Source organism: Methylobacterium sp. WL64, assembly GCF_008039945.1.
In the GTDB taxonomy this organism is placed as follows: domain Bacteria; phylum Pseudomonadota; class Alphaproteobacteria; order Rhizobiales; family Beijerinckiaceae; genus Methylobacterium.
In genome coordinates this window covers 1-16,619 of record NZ_VRVA01000060.1, presented here as the reverse complement: position 1 = coordinate 16,619, position 16,619 = coordinate 1, and the positions used below count along the sequence as shown (strand labels likewise).

Below are 16,619 nucleotides of genomic sequence, written 5' to 3'. Positions count from 1 at the left end.
CTAGGCCGGGTTCTTGGCCAGCTTGAAGACATACAGCGTGCCTCCGGCTGTTGTGTATTGCGGGAGGTCGCGCATGGCCGCCACGAAGCCGAGCGCCGCGGTACCCTCCTTCGGGTCGAGCCCGGCCGACACCAGTGCCCCGGACCAGCCGCCGACACCGTCGATAATCGAGACGTATTGGTGTCCGTCCGGCCCCTTCCACGTGGTGGGCTGGCCGATGATCCCGGAGCCGGTCTTGAACTTCCAAAGCTCCTTGCCGGTATGCGCGTCGACCGCTTTGAACCAGCCGTCCATGGTCCCGTAGAAGACGAGTCCGCCGGCCGTCGCCACCGCCCCGCCCCAGACCGGGAACTTCTCCTTGATCGTCCAGGCCTCCGAGCCGTCGGTGACGTTCCAGGCGGTGAACTCGCCGCGGTGGCCGCCGGGGCCCGGCTTCATGTTCACGTCGGCCCCGACATAGGGCGTGCCCTCGATGTACCCGACCTCGGACAGGCGCTCGTCCATGCAGAGATTGTTGTGCGGCAGGTAGAGGAAGCCGGTCTGGGGCGAATAGCTCGACGGGCTCCAATCCTTGGCGCCGGGCGGGCTCGGGCAGATGTCGCGCACCACGGTGTCGACCTTCGGTGCCTTCTCGGTGTTGTGTTTCAGCTTGCCGGTCTTCAGGTCCACGCCGAAATTGGTGTTGGTGTAGTGGTAGGTGCCGGCCGAGAGGACTTCGCCGTTCGTGCGGTCCATCAGGTAGACGTGGCCGTTCCGGTCCGGATGGACGAGGGCCTTGCGCGGCTTGCCCTTCCACTCGATGTCGAGCAGCACGTTCTCGTTGACGCCGTCGTGGTCGTAATAGTCGTGCGGGCTGAACTGGTAATACCACCGCGCGTTGCCCGTATCGACGTCGCGGGCGAAGATCCCGGCAGTGAACTTGTTGTCGCCCGGTCGCTGCTCATGGTTCCACGGCCCGGGATTCGACGTGCCGTAATAGACGAGCCGGAGATCCGGGTCGTAGCTGACCCAGCCCCAGACCGAGCCGCCGCCATGCCGCCACATGTCGGAGGGCCAGGACTTGACCCCGAGGTCCTTGCCCTTCTCCTGGTCGTAGAAGGGCTTGTAATCCGCCCCGATCTTCACGTCGGTATCCGGGCCCGTCGTGTAGGCGCGCCAGATCTCCTTGCCGGAGCCGAGATCCAGGGCCTTCGACCAGCCGCGTACGCCGAGTTCCCCGCCGGAATTGCCGACGATGACCTTGTCCCCCGCCACCAGCGGGGCCATCGTCATCGTCTCGCCCTGGTTGATGTCGCCGTTCTTGTGCCGCCAGACCTCCTTGCCGGTCCTGGCGTCCACGGCCACCGTGACGTTGTCGAGGGTGTTGTAGAGGACCTTGCCGCCCGCATAGGTCGGCCCGCGGTTGACCGTGTCGCAGCACGCGACCCCCTGCGAGGCGATCTCCGATTTCGGGTCATAGGACCACTTCATCGGGAAACCGGGCTTGGTCAGGTCGAGCGCGTAGAGGATGTTGGGGAAGGCGGAGACCAGGTAGAGCGTGTCGCCGACCACGATCGGTGCACTCTCCTGGCCGCGGTTCGTCCCGACCGAGAACGTCGAGGCCACCTGCATGCCCTGGACGTTGTCTTTGGTGATCTCGTCGAGGTCGCTGTAGCGGGTGAGCGCCGTGTTGCGCCCGGGGCTCGGCCATTGACCGGCGTTGTCCGTGTCGGCCTTCGCGGCGAAGGCCGGTAGCGTCGCCTTCGAGGCGCTTTCCGTGACGGGGTTGACGGTCGGCGTGAGGACCTGAGGGTTCTTCGCCAGTTCGTCCCCGGGGGGCGGCGTCTTGCCTGAGGGCCCCTCCGTCCCGGTCCCCTTGCCCGTCGCAGGGCTCCTGTCCCGGCCCGCATCCTGAGCGAACGCGACGCTGCCCCAGACAAGTGCGATAACAGATACCGAGGTGACGGTCAGTCGCATGATCGCTCCGTCGCAGCAGACCGGGCCAAGTCGATGCTCGCCCCCTGTCGAGCCAACCGCGATCTTCCATTCGGGTTCTCAAAGTAAGGGTTTTTATTGCGAAAATAATTCCGCCGGGATTTATGATCTATGTTGTTTCGGTAGATCGGTGGGAGATGAACGATAAACTTCAAGATAGAGTGTGCGGGGCCGGCCCCCCTGGACGGGTTCATCGCTTCATGAGGTAGCGCTTGCGCGAGGACAGCAGGTCAGGGCATCGCGACGGCCGGGACTTCCTGCTTGCCGGCGCGACGCTCGGCGTAGCTTTACTGTGTGACCCCGCCTGCGCGGCGGCGGCCCCGCTCGGGTACATGACCGCGTTCGGCACGCGGGCCGACGGCATCCTGCCGCTGACCTACGGCACGATGGCGATCTCCTGCCTCGTCTCGGTGCTGATCGCGGCCCTGTTGGCCTGGGCTCTCCTCCGCCACCGGGGAACCGACCGTTCGGGCAATCCCCGAGCGCTGGCCGTGGCTCGTTCGGGCGGCGGCCTGCCGTGGATCTATGTCGGCGTCGGCGTCTCGACCCTCGTGCTGTTCGGCGCGGCGGCCTGGACGATGGTGGTGCTCTCCACCGTGGCCCGGCCCGCGACCAAGCCCAGGCTCACGATCGAGATCACCGCCCGGCAATGGTGGTGGGGTGTGCGCTACCTCAGCCCCGATCACGCGCGCACCTTCACCACCGCCAACGAGATCCACATTCCCGTCGGCGAGCCTGTGGCGTTCAAGCTCGCGAGCGAGGACGTGATCCACTCGTTCTGGGTGCCGGCGCTGCACGGCAAGACGGACGTCATCCCCGGCCAGACCAACACGACCTGGCTTCAGGCGCGGGTGCCCGGCACGTATCGCGGGCAATGCACGGAGTATTGCGGGCAGCAGCACGCGCATATGGGCTTCGTCGTCATCGCGCAGGAGCCTGAGGCGTTCGAGACGTGGTATCGGCATCAGCTGGCGCCGACACCGCCGCCGACCGGCGACCTCGCTGAGGCGCAGACGACCTTCGCGGCCAAATGCGGCCTGTGCCACGCCGTGCGCGGAACGCCGGTGGGCGGCAGGCTCGGACCGGACCTCACCCATCTGAAGTCGCGCACGACCCTCGCTGCCGGGACCGTGCCCAACAACCCCGGTTATCGCGGCGCCTGGATCGCCGATCCGCAGCACATCAAGCCGGGGTCGAAAATGCCTCGTCTCGACATCTCGGGCCCGGAGCTCGCCCGGGTCCAGGCTTATCTCGATACGCTGGATTAGGAGACCGCCATGGCGCATTCACCGGCGGCCTCCCCCGCGCGCATCCCCGAGGCGATCGAGCGGCCCGGCCAGGACGTGCTCGACCGGCTGGAGCGGATCTGGCGGACCGAGCCCGGCCTCCTCGGGGTGGTGGCCACCGTCGATCACAAGATCATCGGCATCCGCTACCTCGTCACCGCCTTCGCCTTCCTCATCGCGGGTGGCCTGGAGGCCCTGGCGATCCGCCTGCAGCTCGCCGGCCCCGACCGGGCGCTGATCTCGCCGCAGGCCTACAATCAGCTCTTCACGATGCACGGCGTGACGATGATGTTCCTCTACGCCTTCCCCGTGCTCTCCGGCTTCTCGAACTACCTCTGGCCGCTGCTGCTGGGCTCGCGCGACATGGCCTTCCCCCGGCTCAACGCCTTGTCCTACTGGATCTTCCTGGCCTCGGGGCTCTTCCTCTACGCGAGCTTCTTCATCGGGCAGGCGCCGGACGACGGCTGGTTCAACTACGTCCCCTACGCGTCGAAGGTCTACAATGCCGGCCCCAACATCGACTGGTATCTGCTGGGCCTGATCTTCCTGGGCATTTCCACGACCGTCGGTTCGGTGAACTTCGTCGTGACGTTGATGCGCACCCGCGCGCCGGGCATGTCGATCAACCGCCTGCCGATCCTGGTCTGGGGCACGATGACCGCCTCGGTCGCCAACCTGTTCGCGGTGCCGGCGGTCAGCCTCGCCTGCCTGCTCCTGTGGCTCGACCGGCAGTTCGGCACGACGTTCTTCGATCCGCGGGACGGCGGCTCGCCGCTGCTGTGGCAGCACCTGTTCTGGATGTTCGGCCACCCATGGGTCTACGCCCTGGTGCTGCCGGCCATGGGCATCGTCTCGGACGCCCTGCCCACCTTCTGCCGCCGGCCGCTGGTCGGCTACACCCTGGTGGCGCTCGGCACCGTCGCCACCATGATCTTCGGCTTCGGCGTGTGGGTGCACCACATGTTCGCCACCGGGATCCCCGACCTCGCGCTCTCCTTCCTCTCGGCGGCTTCGATCGTGATCGCGGTGCCGAGCGCGGTGGCGGTCTTCGCCTGGATCGCCACGATCTGGGGCGGGCGACCTGTCGTCACCACGGCGTTCCTGTTCTTCGTGGGCTTCGTCCTGCTGTTCGTGATCGGCGGCGTCTCCGGCTTCATGACCGGCTCGGTACCGGTCGACTGGCAGTTGACGGACACGTACTTCGTGGTGGCGCACATCCACTACGTTCTGGTCGGCATCAACGTCTTCCCGGTGATCGGCGGAATCTATTACTGGTTCCCGAAATTCACCGGCCGGATGATGAACGAGCGCCTCGGCCGGTGGAACGTCTGGACGATGTTCGTGGGCTTCAACCTCGGCTTCTTCCCGATGCACATCACCGGCCTGATGGGGATGCCCCGGCGCATCTACACCTACGGCCCGGAGATGGGCTGGACCAACCTCAACCTCGTCACCACGATCGGGTCCTTCCTGTTCGCGCTCGGCGTGCTCCTGTTCCTCGTCAACGTCGCGATCAGCCTGCGGGGCGGAGCGGTGGCGGGCGACAATCCCTGGGACGCGCCGACCCTCGAATGGGCGACCCCGTCACCGCCGCCGCCCTACAACTTCGCGGTGATCCCCACCGTGGCGAGCCGCCATCCGCTCTGGGAGGACCGCCTCGATGCCGACGAGCGCACCGACCGCTCGCAGATCGACCGGGGTCTCCTCCTCGACCACGGCCGGGAAACCATCGCGACGACGGTGCTGGATGCCGAGCCCGACGTGATCCTGAAGATGCCCGGCGACAGCCAAGCGCCGTTCTGGCTGACGGTCGCCCTGGCCCTGCTGTTCGTGGCGCTGCTCCTCCACGCGTGGTGGCTCGCGGGGGCGGCGATGATCGGCACCGGCCTCGCCATTTTGGCCTGGCTCTGGCCGGAACGCGGCCTCGGGCAGCGGCTTGCCGCAGCGACGGGAGCCCCCGCCCATGGCTGATTCAGCAACGCTCGCACCGCCGGCGGACAGGACCCTGGAGCCCGCCGAGCGGGCCCTGCCGGTCGGCACGGTGAGCGACGTCCGCTCCTCCGGCATGCTCGGGATGCTGTTCCTGATCCTGACCGAGGCGACGATCTTTGGCTACCTGATCTTCGGATACTTCTACACGGCCGCCTCCGCGCAGGGCGCATGGCCACCGCAGGGGTCGCCCGGCCTCGGCTACGCCCTCACCAACCTCGTCCTCGCCGTCATCAGCGCCGGGGCGGTATGGTGGGCGGATCGCGCCATTCGCGTCGACCAGCCGCGCCCCGCCGCAGCCGGTCTGGCTGCGGCGTTCCTCCTGGGCCTCGTCTTCCTGGGCATCCAGGGGCTCGATTGGCGCGCCCATGCGAGCCTCACGGCCGGGGCCTACCGTTCCCTGTACCTGACGATCACCGGGGTCCACGTCGCGCATCTCGTCGTCGGACTCGGAATCCTGGCGGCCCTGAGCGGCTGGACGCTGCGCGGCTATTTCGGCGCCGCGCGGTCGGCGCCGGTGCGGATCGGGGCCGCCTACTGGTACTTCGTCGTCGCTGCCGAGGTCGCGGTCTTCGCGACCCTGTCCCTGTCGCCACACCTGAGTTAGCGCGATGGCACCGGACCTCGCCGCCGGGCATCCGGCACCTCAGCGCCACCGGGTCGGCCTCGTTCAGGTCGCCTTCGGACTTGCGGGCGCACCACTCGCCTGGGTCGGTCTGAGCCTCGTCAATTACGGCCTCGCGAGCCAGTCCTGCGCCACGGATGCGGCGGGCGCGACCTGGGCAATCCTCGGCGTGGCCGACATCCTGGGCCTCGGGATTTCCCTGGCCGCCCTCTGGTACGCGCACGCCGCGTGGCGACGCACCGGGACCGAGCAGGCGGGCGGCCAGCAGCGGACGCTGGAGATCGGGGAAGGCCGCACGCGCTTCCTGGCCCTATGCGGGATCGTGACGAGCCTCGGCTTCGCGATCGGAATCCTGTTCGCGTTCCTTCCCATCCTGCTGGTCTCGACATGCTGATCGATCGCCGTCGTCCCCGGCCGAGGGGGCCGCTCGCCCTCGCCGCGCTCGCCTGCGCTCTCTCGACCGCCGGCTGCGACGGTCAGGCCACCGCCGGCGATCGGACCGATGCCCATGGCGCGGTGCACCTCATCCGGAGTTACGGCTGCGGAGGCTGCCACGAGATCCCCGGCGTCGAGGGAGCGACCGGTCGGGTCGGCCCGCCCCTCAACGGGATCGGCCGGCGGGTCTTCCTCGCAGGGATGCTGCGGAACGAACCGCAATCCATGATCCGCTGGCTCCGGGATCCGCAATCCGTGGTACCCGGCAATGCCATGCCGAACATGGGGATCACCGAGGACGACGCCCGGACCATCGCGGCTTATCTCGCGACCCTCCGCTGAACGGATTCCGACGCCGATCGGACGACGATGCAAGATTGGTTCGGCGACGCGAGATTTCTGGACGGACTCTGATCCAGGTCGATTCGGGACCGGCGCCGCCGATGTAGATCGGGTCACCGGACATGCTCCGGTCGGCTCCGCCGGTTCTGACACGCCCCCGATCCTGGCCGGCGGAGCCGCCTCTCGTTCACACGCCGCCATGAGGATGGATCATGCCCCACACCGCCGCGACGCCTGACGGCTTTTGGGACACGGTCGCGGACCATGTCACCGCGAAGGTCCGGCCCGTCCTTCGACAGCGCCGGAGCGCGCGGGGTCCGGTCATCGCCTATCTCCGTGATCTGGAGACCGTCGCGCGCCGGGAATGCGAAAGCCGGGCGGCCATTCAGGTCATCGCCTCGGGTCGGCACGTGCTCGGAGACCGCAGCGAGATCGGCCCAACGGACGGCCCGTTCTCCCGGACCTGACGATGGCTCAGGAGCGCGATCGAGCGGGATGCCCGCCCTTCACGCCAAAGCAGCTCGACCGCAGAGGGCTGCCCGTGGATGCGACGGACCCGACAGCAGATGACAACCGATCCTCGCCGGAGGACGAAACAGCGGCCATCGATCCGGGCCGACGAGGTGAGCGAACTGAACCCGAACCGGATCGGCGAACGCTGAGCGCCCGATAAAAACCGGCCGCGTAAGGACTGCTCAGACTCGTAGCTCCATGCGCGAATGGCCCGATCCGCTCGGGCGTTTGGAGGCGGAGCGCCGGAAGCGAGGCCGCAGCCCGCCACCGAAGACTACCCGGGGTGATCGCCTGCGCGGTGCTCTCGACGGCCGTGATGGACACAAGGTCGAACGGCCGGTTCTGCGCCCATCGGCGATCCGGCATGGCATCGTCCGGCCGAAAGCTGACCGGCTGCGTCAGGGGTATGGCCCATCAAGCGGACGGCGCTACCGGCGCGGGACAGCGCCCGGCGAACAAGTCGGCCTTTCAGGAGACATCCGAGGGCGGCACTCGTTCACGCAGCGTGCGTCGCGCCACCAGCCCGAGCGTCGAGCCCTGCACGATGATGGTGAACAGCACCACCGCGTAGGTCGATGCCAGGATCGCGGGCTTGGCGTCGCTCTCCGGTATCGAAAGCGCCAGTGCCACGGAGATGCCGCCCCGAACGCCGGCCCAGGTCAGGAACGGCACGTTGCGGGGCGAGAGGTTGCCGCCCCAGCGGAAGGCGAGGAGCGGCGTCGTGACGGCCACCAACCGGGCGACGAGGACGATGGGAACCGCACAGGCGGCCAGTGCCAGGCCGCCGAGCTCGAATCGCAGCACCAGCACCTCCAGCCCGATCAGCAGGAACAGCACCGAGTTCAGCACCTCGTCGATCAGGGTCCACAGCGCCGAGACGTAGCCTTGCGTCTCCTCGCTCATGGCGTCGCGCGGGGCCCGGTCGCCGACAAGGAGCCCGGCGGCGACCACCGCGAGGGGGCCGCTGAAATGCAGCTTCTGGGCGAGGGCGTAGGTGCCCGCGACCAGCGCCAGTGTGATCAGCACCTCGACGGGGAAGTCGTCGATGGCGCGCATGGCCCGGTAGGCGACGTAGCCGGTCGCGATCCCCAGGACGAGACCGCCGCCGGCCTCCTGCAGGAGCAGCGTGGCGATGCCGCCAGCGCTCGTGGCCTCCCCGCCGGAGCCCGCCGCGAAGGCCACGAGCACGGTGAACAGCACGATGCCGATGCCGTCGTTGAACAGGGCCTCGCCCTGCATCTCGACCTCGAGAGTTTCCGGCACCTTGACGTTCTTCAGGGTCGCCAGCACCGCGACCGGATCGGTCGGGCTGATGAGGGCGCCGAAGACGAGGGCCCAGGAGAGCGGGACCGGCCGCCCGACGAGGTCGGCCGCCAGCCAGAACGCGCCGCCCACGATGGCCGTGGAGATCAGGGTGCCGAAAAGCGCCAGCGTGGCGACAGGCCAGGCCCGGTCGCGAAGCATGCGCAGGTCGAGGCTCATGGCGCCGGCGAAGAGGAGGAAGGCCAGCATGCCATTCATCACCACCTCGGTGAAGTCGACCTGCCTCAGCACCCTGGTCAGGTCCTCGTAGAGGTGCTGGCCCGGGAAGGCGAGGTCGAGACCGACGAGGGTGAGCGAGGCAAGCAGCCCCATCACCAGGAGGCCGATGGTATGCGGCATGCGCAGGAAGCGGCGATTCAGCCAGCCGAACAGGGCCGAGAGGGTCAGCAGCAGTGCGGCGAGGTCGAAGATCGAGATCATGGGACTCTCCCGCCCGCGCCGGAGCGGGCTGCGATGGGTTTGCCGGACTGGAGGCTCATCGCGGCTGGAGGCGTTCGGTCGCCCCGGCGGCGGCGAGCACCGCGTTGGCGGCGGCGACATCGTCGGCGTCCCGCTGCGGCGTCATCCTCCCCCGTTCCCCGGTCTGCCGGCACAGACGGACGAGAAGGGGGACGTGGTCCGAGCCGAAGGCGTCGAGGCGCTCGACGTCCAGCGTCGCGAACCCGCCTTCGTGGAAGACGTGGTCGAGGGGCCAGCGGATCCAGGACGAATGGGCGTTCCAGGTCGCGACGTAGCCGTAGCCGCGGCGCGGGTCGATCAATCCGGAGAGCCTGGCCATCCGCTCCACGGCGATCTCCCACGGCGTGGCGTTGAGGTCGCCGGCGAGGACGCCCGGCTCGACCCGGTCGCGCAGCACCGCGGCCGCCGCGTAGAGTTGGGCGTCCCGTCCGCGGGCGGATTGCCAGGGCTGCGGCGGCTTCGGGTGGAGGCCGACGAAATCGATGACCTCCCCGCTGCGCAGGGTGACGCCGGTCACGACCGCCGGCGTGTCCTGCCCGGCGAGATGACGGATGCCGCCGTTCACCAGGGGCAGACGCGAGAAGAAGTGGATGCCGTAATACGACCCCGTGATCCGCTGCAGGGCGTGGGGCATCGCGGCGAGCACGGGCTTCAAGGCCTCGTCCCACCACGTGTCGGTCTCCATGGCGAGGAACAGGTCGGGTTCCTCCCGCCCGACGGCCTCGACCAAGGGCGCGGCGTTCCGGTTCCCGAGTTGCACGTTCGCGATCAGCACGGAGAGCCTGCGCTCCACGGGGCATTCTTCGACCCGCATGCCGCCCGTCGGCCGATATGGCCACAGGATCCAGGCGTTGACCGCCAGTGCGAGGGTCACCAGCGCAAGAGCCGGAAGGGTCGACCTGGGAGCTCCCCGAAGGAAGGGAAACAGGGCCAGACCGACCGCCAGCAGGCCTCCGGCGAAAGGCAGGCGCGGAAAGTCGAGCAGCCGCACCGCCCACCACTCGGTCGGGATCAAGGGCACGAAGCTCGCGGCGGCCAGGATGGCGGCAAGCAGGATGAGCGCGTAGCGGGCGAGGGCCTTCACGGGCGGCGCCCGGCAGTTTGGCTCACCGCCAGCCGAGAAACGCCGGTCGGGCTGTCCCCGCAATCGGGGCAGGCGGAGCTCAGCGCATGTCCTTGGGCAGGTGCTTGATCGGGTCGGTCCGGCCGCCCTGGGTCTTGCTCTGGACCGAACCCTCGGACTGCATGACGTCGGTCGAGGACTGGATCGCGCTCGGCGGTGCGACCTGCCCGTTGCCCTCGTGGCGCGCGTTTCCGGCGCCCTTCACCGTCGAGGTTCCCGAGGGCAGCGTCCCAGCGGTCGGCTGGTCGATAGAGCTGGCCGCGGACTGCGCGCTCGCGGGGCTGGCAAACGCCACGCCGACGGCAAACAGGAGTGGGCCGACGATGCGCGTGGCGGCGCGACCGGACGCGGCCCGGGCGAGGTGGAGCGAATTCATGCAAACGGTCCTGTCGGATGGACGGCGATCGGGGGTGTCGATCTGAAACCCCGCCGGCCCCTTTGGTTCCTCGTCGGGCGCAGGGCCGCCGAGGCGCGACGATCCGTTTCCCGGGTGGTCCGTCCGTACGTCGAACGCGAAGCCGGGCCCGGCACGCTGCCGGGACGGCGATGTCGCCGTGGTCGAACCCGCCCCGTGACACACGGGGCGGGCCGTCCGAGGTGTCGGCTTACTTCGGCATCAGGACGCTATCGATGACGTGCACGACGCCGTTCGACTGGTTCACGTCGGCCTGCTCCACGAAGGCGCCGCCGCCCTTCTGATCGATCAGCGCCAGTCGGTCGCCGTCCATCTTCACCGTCAGGACCTGACCCTCGACCGTCTTCAGGTTGGCGTCGGCGCCGCCCATCTTGGCCTTGGCCATCAGTTCCTTGGCGTCGAGCTTGCCCGGAACGACGTGGTAGGTGAGCACGGCCGTCAGCGTCTTCTTCATGTCCGGCTTCAGGAGCGCGTCGACCGTGCCGGCCGGCAGCTTCTTGAAGGCGTCGTTGGTCGGCGCGAACACCGTGAACGGGCCCTTGCCATTCAGGGTGTCGGCGAGCCCGGCGGCCTTCACGGCGGCGACGAGGGTCGTCAGGTTGCTGGCCTTGGACGCGTTCTCCACGATGGTCTTGCTGGGCATCATCGGCGCGCCGCCGACCATGGGGGCGGTCTCGGCGAAGGCCGGCGCCGCGAAGGCCAGGCCGGAGGCGAGAAGGGCGGCAGGCAGAATCGTACGCATCATAAAGGGTCCTGTAGGCGTCATCACGGCTCGATCGTCGAGGCTCGTCACGGCGTTACGGGATGATGAGCGTTCGGGTTTCACAGCCTAGATCACAAGAAATTCATCGCCCCTGCGTAAATGACGCGGGCTTAGTTTTTCTTCATGCCAGTTTGCTCGACATTATGCTGACGCTTGATTGTCAGCGGCACGGTTCCCGGTCCCTGACGAGCGGGAAACTAGCCAAATAGTCACACGCGGGCCGTCGTTTTTTCTGAACGTTTCCTGAACGCGAACGTTGGGGCTCCGAACTGTGCAGCCGGAACGGGGACGAGTCCGGTCCCGTCAGGGGCGATCCGAGCGGCACCTTCGAACCAACACTCGGGAGATCTTCTTGCTCTATCGCACGTTCGCCGCCGCCGTCGCGCTCGCCTACCTGTCGGCCCCGGCCCTGGCCCAGACGACGCCCGCGGCCCCGGCTCCCGGCACCGCCATGCCCGCGTCCTCCGACATGACATCCTCCGGCCGGGGGATGACGATGGCCGACACCGCGACGGTGAAGCTGAAGTACGTGACTGTGAAGCCCGCGGACGTGATGTCGTCCAAGCTCATCGGCACGACCGTCTACAACAACAAGAACGAGACCGTCGGCGAGATCGAGGATCTCGCGATCGAGAACGGCAAGACGCTGACCGGCGTCGTCGTCAGCGTCGGCGGCTTCCTCGGCATCGGCGAGAGCTACGTCGTGCTCGATCCCGCGACGCTCGCCATCAGCGAAAAGGACGGCACGTGGGCGGTCCACGCCGACACCGACAAGGACACCCTCAAGAACGCGCCGAAGTTCACCTACTCGAAGAAGAAGAGCTGATCGGCCCCACGGAAGGAGAGACGACCATGAAGCACACCATCCTCGCCTCGGCGCTCCTGGCCGGTCTCGGCCTCGGTGCCTCCACGATGCCGTCGTCGGCCCTGCCGATGGCCATGACGGGCGTCGCTCCGGCCGCGAACGCCGACCTCGTGCAGGTGCGCATGCACCGGCGCCATCGCATGCGGCAGGGCTCGGCGAGCCGCGGCAACGCCGCCATGCCTTCACGGGGAGCCCGCGGCCAACAATATGGTGGAACCACCGGCGGCCCGCGTCGCTGATCCGGCTGAGATATGATCCGCGGGGGCCTGCCGCCCTCGCGGACCGAAGATGAAGCGCCGCCGGCTGGCACATCCGCCACCGGCGGCTTTCCCATGAATCGGGATCCCGCATGATCTTTTCGGAAGCGCTGGGACGCCTCGAAGGGCTCGGCCGCTCGGCCGCCGCCCTCGTGCCGGGGCTCGTCATCGCCCTCGTCCTGTTCGGCGTCGGATTGCTGATCGCCCGCGGCGTCCGGGCCGCCGTCCGCCGGGCCGCCGAATTGCGGCAGGCCTCGCCCGGCTCGGCTTCGGTCCTCGGCCGCATCGCCGGCGGCATGACGATCCTGGTGTCGTTCCTGGTCGCGGCCTCGGTGGCCTTCCCCTCCGTCTCCGCGGCCGACCTGTTCAACCTCCTCGGAATCGGCGGCGTGGCCATCGGCTTCGCCTTCCGGGACGTGCTCCAGAACCTGCTGGCCGGGATCCTCATCCTGCTGACCCGTCCGTTCGTGATCGGCGACCAGATCCGGGCGGGCTCGCACGAGGGCACGGTGGAGGACGTGTGGGTGCGGGCCACGGTGCTGCGCACCTACGACAATCAGCGGGTCCTGATCCCGAACGCGACGCTGTTCGTCGACAAGATCACGGTGATCACCGCGCACGACAAGCGCCGGCTCGCCTTCCCGCTCACCATCGGCAACGGCGACGATATGAAGGAGGCCCGCCGCGTCATCGTCGAGGCCCTGCGCGGGACCGGGGGCGTGCTCGCCGACCCGGCGCCGGAGGCGCTGGTCACGGGGCTCGGCGCCGCCGGCGTCGACATGACGGCGCGGTTCTGGATCGACCCGCCACGCCGCCGCGACGCGGTGGATGCGCTGGACCACGCGATCTCGAACGTGAAGGACGCGCTGACCGCCGCCGGCATCGACCTGCCGTACCCCACGAGCCAGGTGCTTCTGCACGACCAGACCGAGGCGTCGGACGGCGACCGCACCCGCCAGCGTGAGGGCTGGCCCGCCGGCAAGACTCCGCCGCGAGCGCGCTGGCAGGTGCTCCGCGCCGATCGTGACGACCTCGAACGCGAGGACGCCGAAGGCGGTCGTTCCGAGAGAAAGCAGGAGCCGGCATGAAGGCGCGCCTCCAGGCCTGGATCGAGTTCCTGGGCGACCTGTTCTGGCTCAGGCCCGCCCTGATCGTTCTCGGCTGCCTCGGGCTGGCCCAGCTCGGGGTCTGGCTGGAGACGGCCCACATCGCCAGCTACGACGCGTCCTCGCCGAACCAGAACTGGGGCTATTCCGGCGGCGCCGAGGGGGCGCGGGCACTCCTGAGTGCGGTGGCGTCCTCGACCATCGGGGTCGCCGGCACCACCTTCTCCATCACCATCGCGGCCCTGACGCTGGCCTCCGGCCAGATGGGCCCGCGGCTGCTGCGCAATTTCACCCGTGACGCCCGCAACCAGGTCGTCCTGGGCATCTTCCTCGGCACCTTCGCGTACGCGCTGATGGTCCTGCGGACGGTGCGCACGGTGCAGGAGAGCCCGTTCGTCCCGCACCTCGCGATCACCGGGGCCATCGCGCTGGCGCTGCTGTCACTGGCCACCCTGGTCTGGTTCGTCCACCACATCGCCGTCAGCATCAACGTCGAGACGGTTGTCGACGCCGTGCACCGCGACCTGTGCGCTGCCGTCGAGGCCCGGACTTGCGAGACGGCCGGTATGACGCTCCCGGCCCGGCTGCCGACCGGTGGCGGGGTCCGCATCGAGGGCAGCGGTTATCTCCAGGCCGTGGATGAGGACGGGTTGGCCGACTGGGCTCACGCGCATGGCGCGACCGTTGCCCTGCGCGTGCGACCGGGGGATTACGTCCCGAGGGGATTCCCGGTCGCGTTCCTCTCCGCTGGGATCGAGGACGTCGAGGTGGCGCTCAACCGGGCGCTGACCTTCGGACGCCGCCCGGCCGCCCTCCAGGATCTGGAATACTCGATCCGGCAGCTCGTCGAGATTGCAGTCCGCGCGCTGTCGCCGGGCATCAACGACCCGTTCACGGCCGGAAGCGTCGTCGACCATCTCGGGGGCGCCCTCTGCCGCGTTGCGTGGCGCCACCTGCCGTCCGGAACGGTCGTGCGCGACGGCCGGGTCGTGCTCGTCGTTCCGGTCACCGACTATGACGGCTTGTGCGATGCCATGTTTCACATGATCCGCCAGAACGCCGCCGGCTCGGTGCACGTGCTGGCCCGGATGCTCGACGTGCTCACCCGCGTCGCCGAAGTCGAGCGTCTGACGGACCGGACCGCCGAACTCGCCCGCCATGCGGACCTCGTCCTCGCCGCGGCCCGGCGCGACGTCGCGGATCCGCACGACCTTGCCGACCTGGAGGCACGGCATGTCCGTTTCACGGTGACACGCATGGGCGGCGATCCCGCGTGAGCGTGCACGGCAATCCCGGACGCCATCGCCAAGGGCCATCGTCACGTCGTCCATCAGGCCGACCACCGACTGACCGGCTACGCGCTCCTGCTCCGCATCGCAGCATCCCCCTCGCTCGCGCCCGCTTCGGAACGACGCGAGGACGGCGTCACAAGGACAGGCCGACCTGCGACCAGAAGAGATAGTAGGCCGCGACCATCAGCGCCGCGTAGGCGGGCGCCAGGAGCGCCCCCAGCCTGAGCAGGTCCCTCGCCGTCCAGGCCGGTCGCTCGGTGCCCTGAAAGATCAGCAGCGCCTTCGAGGAGACCGGCAGGGTGAGGCAGTAATCCATCCCGACATTCGCCAGGAACGCGACCGCGACCGGGTTGAGGCCGAGCCTGTCCGCCAGGAGCAGCAGCGGTGGCAGCAACGCGACCACCCGTGCGGTGTGTGACACCATGTAGAGGTGCGCCGACAGGCTGAGCGCCGACAATCCGAGCAGGATCAGGAGCGTCGGGCTGTCGCCGTCCAGGCCGCTCGCCGACAACGCCGAGCCGATCAGCCATTTCGCGGCCCCCGTGGAGATGAGGGCCCGGCCGAGCACCAGGGAGGCGGCGATGAACAGTACCAGCCCCCAGTTCACGGCCTTCACGCCATCGTCCCAGTCGAGCACGCCGACGACCGGCATCGTCAGGACCACCGCACCCACGACCGCCACGGTGGCGATGCCGAACGGGTGATACCCCTCCGTCAGCCAGAGCCCCAGCATGGCGAGCACGACCGCGCCCGTCCGCCATTCCCGGGCGGAGAGAGGACCGGACGGGGCCTCGATCTCCGCCACCCGCCGCGCCCGCGTCTGCCGGTCGAGGAACAGGCGGCCGATCAGGAAGGTCGTGATCAGGCAGGCGGCCATGCCGAACGGCAGGCCCCAGAGCATCCATTGCCCGAAGCCGATGCTCTGACCGGAAAGCCGTTCCAGCAGGTCGACGGTGACGAGGTGCGAGCCGGCGCCCGTGAGGCTGCAGATCGTCGAGATGACGACGAGGGCGGGGATCAGCAGCCCGACGGCCTTGGCGAGACGCGGGTCGTCATCCGCCTCGGTCAGGCTGCGATGGAGCGGCAGGAGCACGGTCGCCCGCCCGGAGGTCGAGGGGATCAGGAAGGCCAGGGGGACGATGCCGAGCGTCAGGCGCCACATCAGGCCGCCGACCGTGGTCCCGCGCCCGGCGATCACGGCGGTGAGCCGGTCGGCGAGCCCGCTCTTCTCGACCGCCGCACCGAGGACGAAGGTGCCGATCACGAGCCACACCACCTTCGAGCCGAGGCCCTCGATCAGCGCCCGCTGCTCGACGGCCCGGACCGCGACGAGGAAGACGGCGGCGGCCACAGCGACGTAGGCCGCGCTCAGGTCGGTCAGGATCCAGAGGATCGCGGCTCCGCCGAAGGCCAACAGCGCGGCCCGCGCCGGCCAATCGAGCCCGTCGGGAAACCACACCGCCGCGGCAAGTGCTGCGAGGGCCGCCGCAGCCACCCGCTCCCGCGCATGAATCGCCATCAGGTTTGGTCGGTGCGGCTCGGGGGACTGATTAGACCCGCGGCGATCGGATGCCGGGGCGGGGTACGTCCCGCTATCAGGGACGGCGACAGCAACGGGCGTGCGCATGGAGATCCTTCCGCTGCCGTCGTCGCCGGATGACAGCGTAGATGACCATGAAAATGGCCCGCCGCGGCGATCCGCGGCGGGCCCTGTGACGATGGCTTAGAACGCCTAACAGAACGGCACCGAGCTTGGTTTTCAGCGTTGGTTTGGCATGGCCAGACTGCTTCTCCCCGATGATCTCTGGGATGAGATCGCGCCGCTCCTCCCGCCGCCTCGGCCGCGTCCGAA

At 68.8% G+C, this 16,619-nt stretch carries 16 protein-coding genes; 10 read left to right on the top strand and 6 right to left on the bottom strand.

From position 1 onward, the window contains the following. On the bottom strand, window positions 1-1,956 hold the full coding sequence (locus tag FV242_RS21130; protein ID WP_147940275.1) for a methanol/ethanol family PQQ-dependent dehydrogenase: 1,956 nt from the start codon (window positions 1,954-1,956) through the stop codon (window positions 1-3). Between the two features lie 230 nt (window positions 1,957-2,186). On the opposite strand from FV242_RS21130, the gene coxB reads away from it, so the two are divergent. The 6 genes from coxB (at window position 2,187) to FV242_RS21100 (ending at window position 7,118) form a co-directional block, all read left to right on the top strand. Beyond that, window positions 2,187-3,242 carry a cytochrome c oxidase subunit II gene (gene coxB / locus FV242_RS21125; protein WP_246692798.1) on the top strand — a complete coding sequence of 352 codons (1,056 nt, stop codon included), beginning with the start codon at window positions 2,187-2,189 and terminating at the stop codon, window positions 3,240-3,242. Window positions 3,243-3,251: 9 nt separating this feature from the next. Next, window positions 3,252-5,231 carry a cytochrome c oxidase subunit I gene (gene ctaD / locus FV242_RS21120; protein WP_147908652.1) on the top strand — a complete coding sequence of 660 codons (1,980 nt, stop codon included), beginning with the start codon at window positions 3,252-3,254 and terminating at the stop codon, window positions 5,229-5,231. Further along, window positions 5,224-5,856, top strand: coding sequence for a cytochrome c oxidase subunit 3 (locus FV242_RS21115; RefSeq protein ID WP_147940274.1), 633 nt, complete (start codon window positions 5,224-5,226; stop codon window positions 5,854-5,856). Before ctaD ends, FV242_RS21115 begins: the two co-directional genes overlap by 8 nt. Window positions 5,857-5,860: 4 nt before the next feature. Then, on the top strand, window positions 5,861-6,268 hold the full coding sequence (locus tag FV242_RS21110; protein WP_147940273.1) for a hypothetical protein: 408 nt from the start codon (window positions 5,861-5,863) through the stop codon (window positions 6,266-6,268). After that, window positions 6,262-6,651: a cytochrome c family protein gene (locus tag FV242_RS21105; RefSeq protein WP_147908649.1), complete on the top strand. Its 390-nt coding sequence runs from the start codon at window positions 6,262-6,264 to the stop codon at window positions 6,649-6,651. Before FV242_RS21110 ends, FV242_RS21105 begins: the two co-directional genes overlap by 7 nt. A 212-nt stretch (window positions 6,652-6,863) precedes the next feature. Beyond that, entirely contained in the window at window positions 6,864-7,118 is a 255-nt protein-coding gene (locus FV242_RS21100; protein ID WP_147908648.1) for a hypothetical protein, read from the top strand. 514 nt (window positions 7,119-7,632) lie between these two features. On the opposite strand, the gene FV242_RS21095 is transcribed toward FV242_RS21100, so the two are convergent. From FV242_RS21095 to FV242_RS21080, 4 genes are all read right to left on the bottom strand, one after another. Further along, complete coding sequence (locus FV242_RS21095) at window positions 7,633-8,907, bottom strand: sodium:proton antiporter (RefSeq protein ID WP_147940272.1); 1,275 nt, start codon at window positions 8,905-8,907, stop codon at window positions 7,633-7,635. A 55-nt stretch (window positions 8,908-8,962) separates the two neighbouring features. Beyond that, window positions 8,963-10,030, bottom strand: a complete 1,068-nt coding sequence (locus FV242_RS21090) for an endonuclease/exonuclease/phosphatase family protein (protein ID WP_147940271.1) — start codon at window positions 10,028-10,030, stop codon at window positions 8,963-8,965. A gap of 79 nt (window positions 10,031-10,109) precedes the next feature. After that, window positions 10,110-10,445, bottom strand: a complete 336-nt coding sequence (locus tag FV242_RS21085) for a hypothetical protein (protein WP_246692137.1) — start codon at window positions 10,443-10,445, stop codon at window positions 10,110-10,112. Window positions 10,446-10,674: 229 nt separating this feature from the next. Further along, complete coding sequence (locus FV242_RS21080) at window positions 10,675-11,229, bottom strand: fasciclin domain-containing protein (RefSeq protein WP_210248950.1); 555 nt, start codon at window positions 11,227-11,229, stop codon at window positions 10,675-10,677. A 370-nt stretch (window positions 11,230-11,599) separates the two neighbouring features. Between FV242_RS21080 and FV242_RS21075 the strand changes: the two genes are divergently transcribed. The 4 genes from FV242_RS21075 (at window position 11,600) to FV242_RS21060 (ending at window position 14,752) form a co-directional block, all read left to right on the top strand. After that, window positions 11,600-12,073, top strand: coding sequence for a PRC-barrel domain-containing protein (locus FV242_RS21075; RefSeq protein WP_246692797.1), 474 nt, complete (start codon window positions 11,600-11,602; stop codon window positions 12,071-12,073). A 26-nt stretch (window positions 12,074-12,099) separates the two neighbouring features. Next, window positions 12,100-12,351 carry a hypothetical protein gene (locus FV242_RS21070; RefSeq protein ID WP_147940270.1) on the top strand — a complete coding sequence of 84 codons (252 nt, stop codon included), beginning with the start codon at window positions 12,100-12,102 and terminating at the stop codon, window positions 12,349-12,351. Between the two features lie 110 nt (window positions 12,352-12,461). Further along, window positions 12,462-13,457 carry a mechanosensitive ion channel family protein gene (locus FV242_RS21065; RefSeq protein ID WP_147908644.1) on the top strand — a complete coding sequence of 332 codons (996 nt, stop codon included), beginning with the start codon at window positions 12,462-12,464 and terminating at the stop codon, window positions 13,455-13,457. After that, window positions 13,454-14,752, top strand: coding sequence for a DUF2254 domain-containing protein (locus FV242_RS21060; protein ID WP_147940269.1), 1,299 nt, complete (start codon window positions 13,454-13,456; stop codon window positions 14,750-14,752). Before FV242_RS21065 ends, FV242_RS21060 begins: the two co-directional genes overlap by 4 nt. Before the next feature lie 148 nt (window positions 14,753-14,900). On the opposite strand, the gene FV242_RS21055 is transcribed toward FV242_RS21060, so the two are convergent. Further along, window positions 14,901-16,286, bottom strand: coding sequence for an SLC13 family permease (locus tag FV242_RS21055; RefSeq protein ID WP_187278497.1), 1,386 nt, complete (start codon window positions 16,284-16,286; stop codon window positions 14,901-14,903). Between the last annotated feature and the right edge of the window lie 333 nt (window positions 16,287-16,619).

Excerpts from the sequence above, each read along its gene's own strand:
- FV242_RS21100 (WP_147908648.1), top strand. The coding sequence starts at position 6,864 with ATGCCCCACACCGCCGCGACGCCTGACGGCTTTTGGGACACGGTCGCG.
- FV242_RS21055 (WP_187278497.1), bottom strand. The coding sequence starts at position 16,286 with ATGGCGATTCATGCGCGGGAGCGGGTGGCTGCGGCGGCCCTCGCAGCA.
- FV242_RS21105 (WP_147908649.1), top strand. The coding sequence starts at position 6,262 with ATGCTGATCGATCGCCGTCGTCCCCGGCCGAGGGGGCCGCTCGCCCTC.
- FV242_RS21070 (WP_147940270.1), top strand. The coding sequence starts at position 12,100 with ATGAAGCACACCATCCTCGCCTCGGCGCTCCTGGCCGGTCTCGGCCTC.
- FV242_RS21110 (WP_147940273.1), top strand. The coding sequence starts at position 5,861 with ATGGCACCGGACCTCGCCGCCGGGCATCCGGCACCTCAGCGCCACCGG.
- FV242_RS21065 (WP_147908644.1), top strand. The coding sequence starts at position 12,462 with ATGATCTTTTCGGAAGCGCTGGGACGCCTCGAAGGGCTCGGCCGCTCG.
- FV242_RS21080 (WP_210248950.1), bottom strand. The coding sequence starts at position 11,229 with ATGATGCGTACGATTCTGCCTGCCGCCCTTCTCGCCTCCGGCCTGGCC.
- FV242_RS21095 (WP_147940272.1), bottom strand. The coding sequence starts at position 8,907 with ATGATCTCGATCTTCGACCTCGCCGCACTGCTGCTGACCCTCTCGGCC.
- FV242_RS21060 (WP_147940269.1), top strand. The coding sequence starts at position 13,454 with ATGAAGGCGCGCCTCCAGGCCTGGATCGAGTTCCTGGGCGACCTGTTC.
- FV242_RS21085 (WP_246692137.1), bottom strand. The coding sequence starts at position 10,445 with ATGAATTCGCTCCACCTCGCCCGGGCCGCGTCCGGTCGCGCCGCCACG.
- FV242_RS21130 (WP_147940275.1), bottom strand. The coding sequence starts at position 1,956 with ATGCGACTGACCGTCACCTCGGTATCTGTTATCGCACTTGTCTGGGGC.
- FV242_RS21115 (WP_147940274.1), top strand. The coding sequence starts at position 5,224 with ATGGCTGATTCAGCAACGCTCGCACCGCCGGCGGACAGGACCCTGGAG.
- ctaD (WP_147908652.1), top strand. The coding sequence starts at position 3,252 with ATGGCGCATTCACCGGCGGCCTCCCCCGCGCGCATCCCCGAGGCGATC.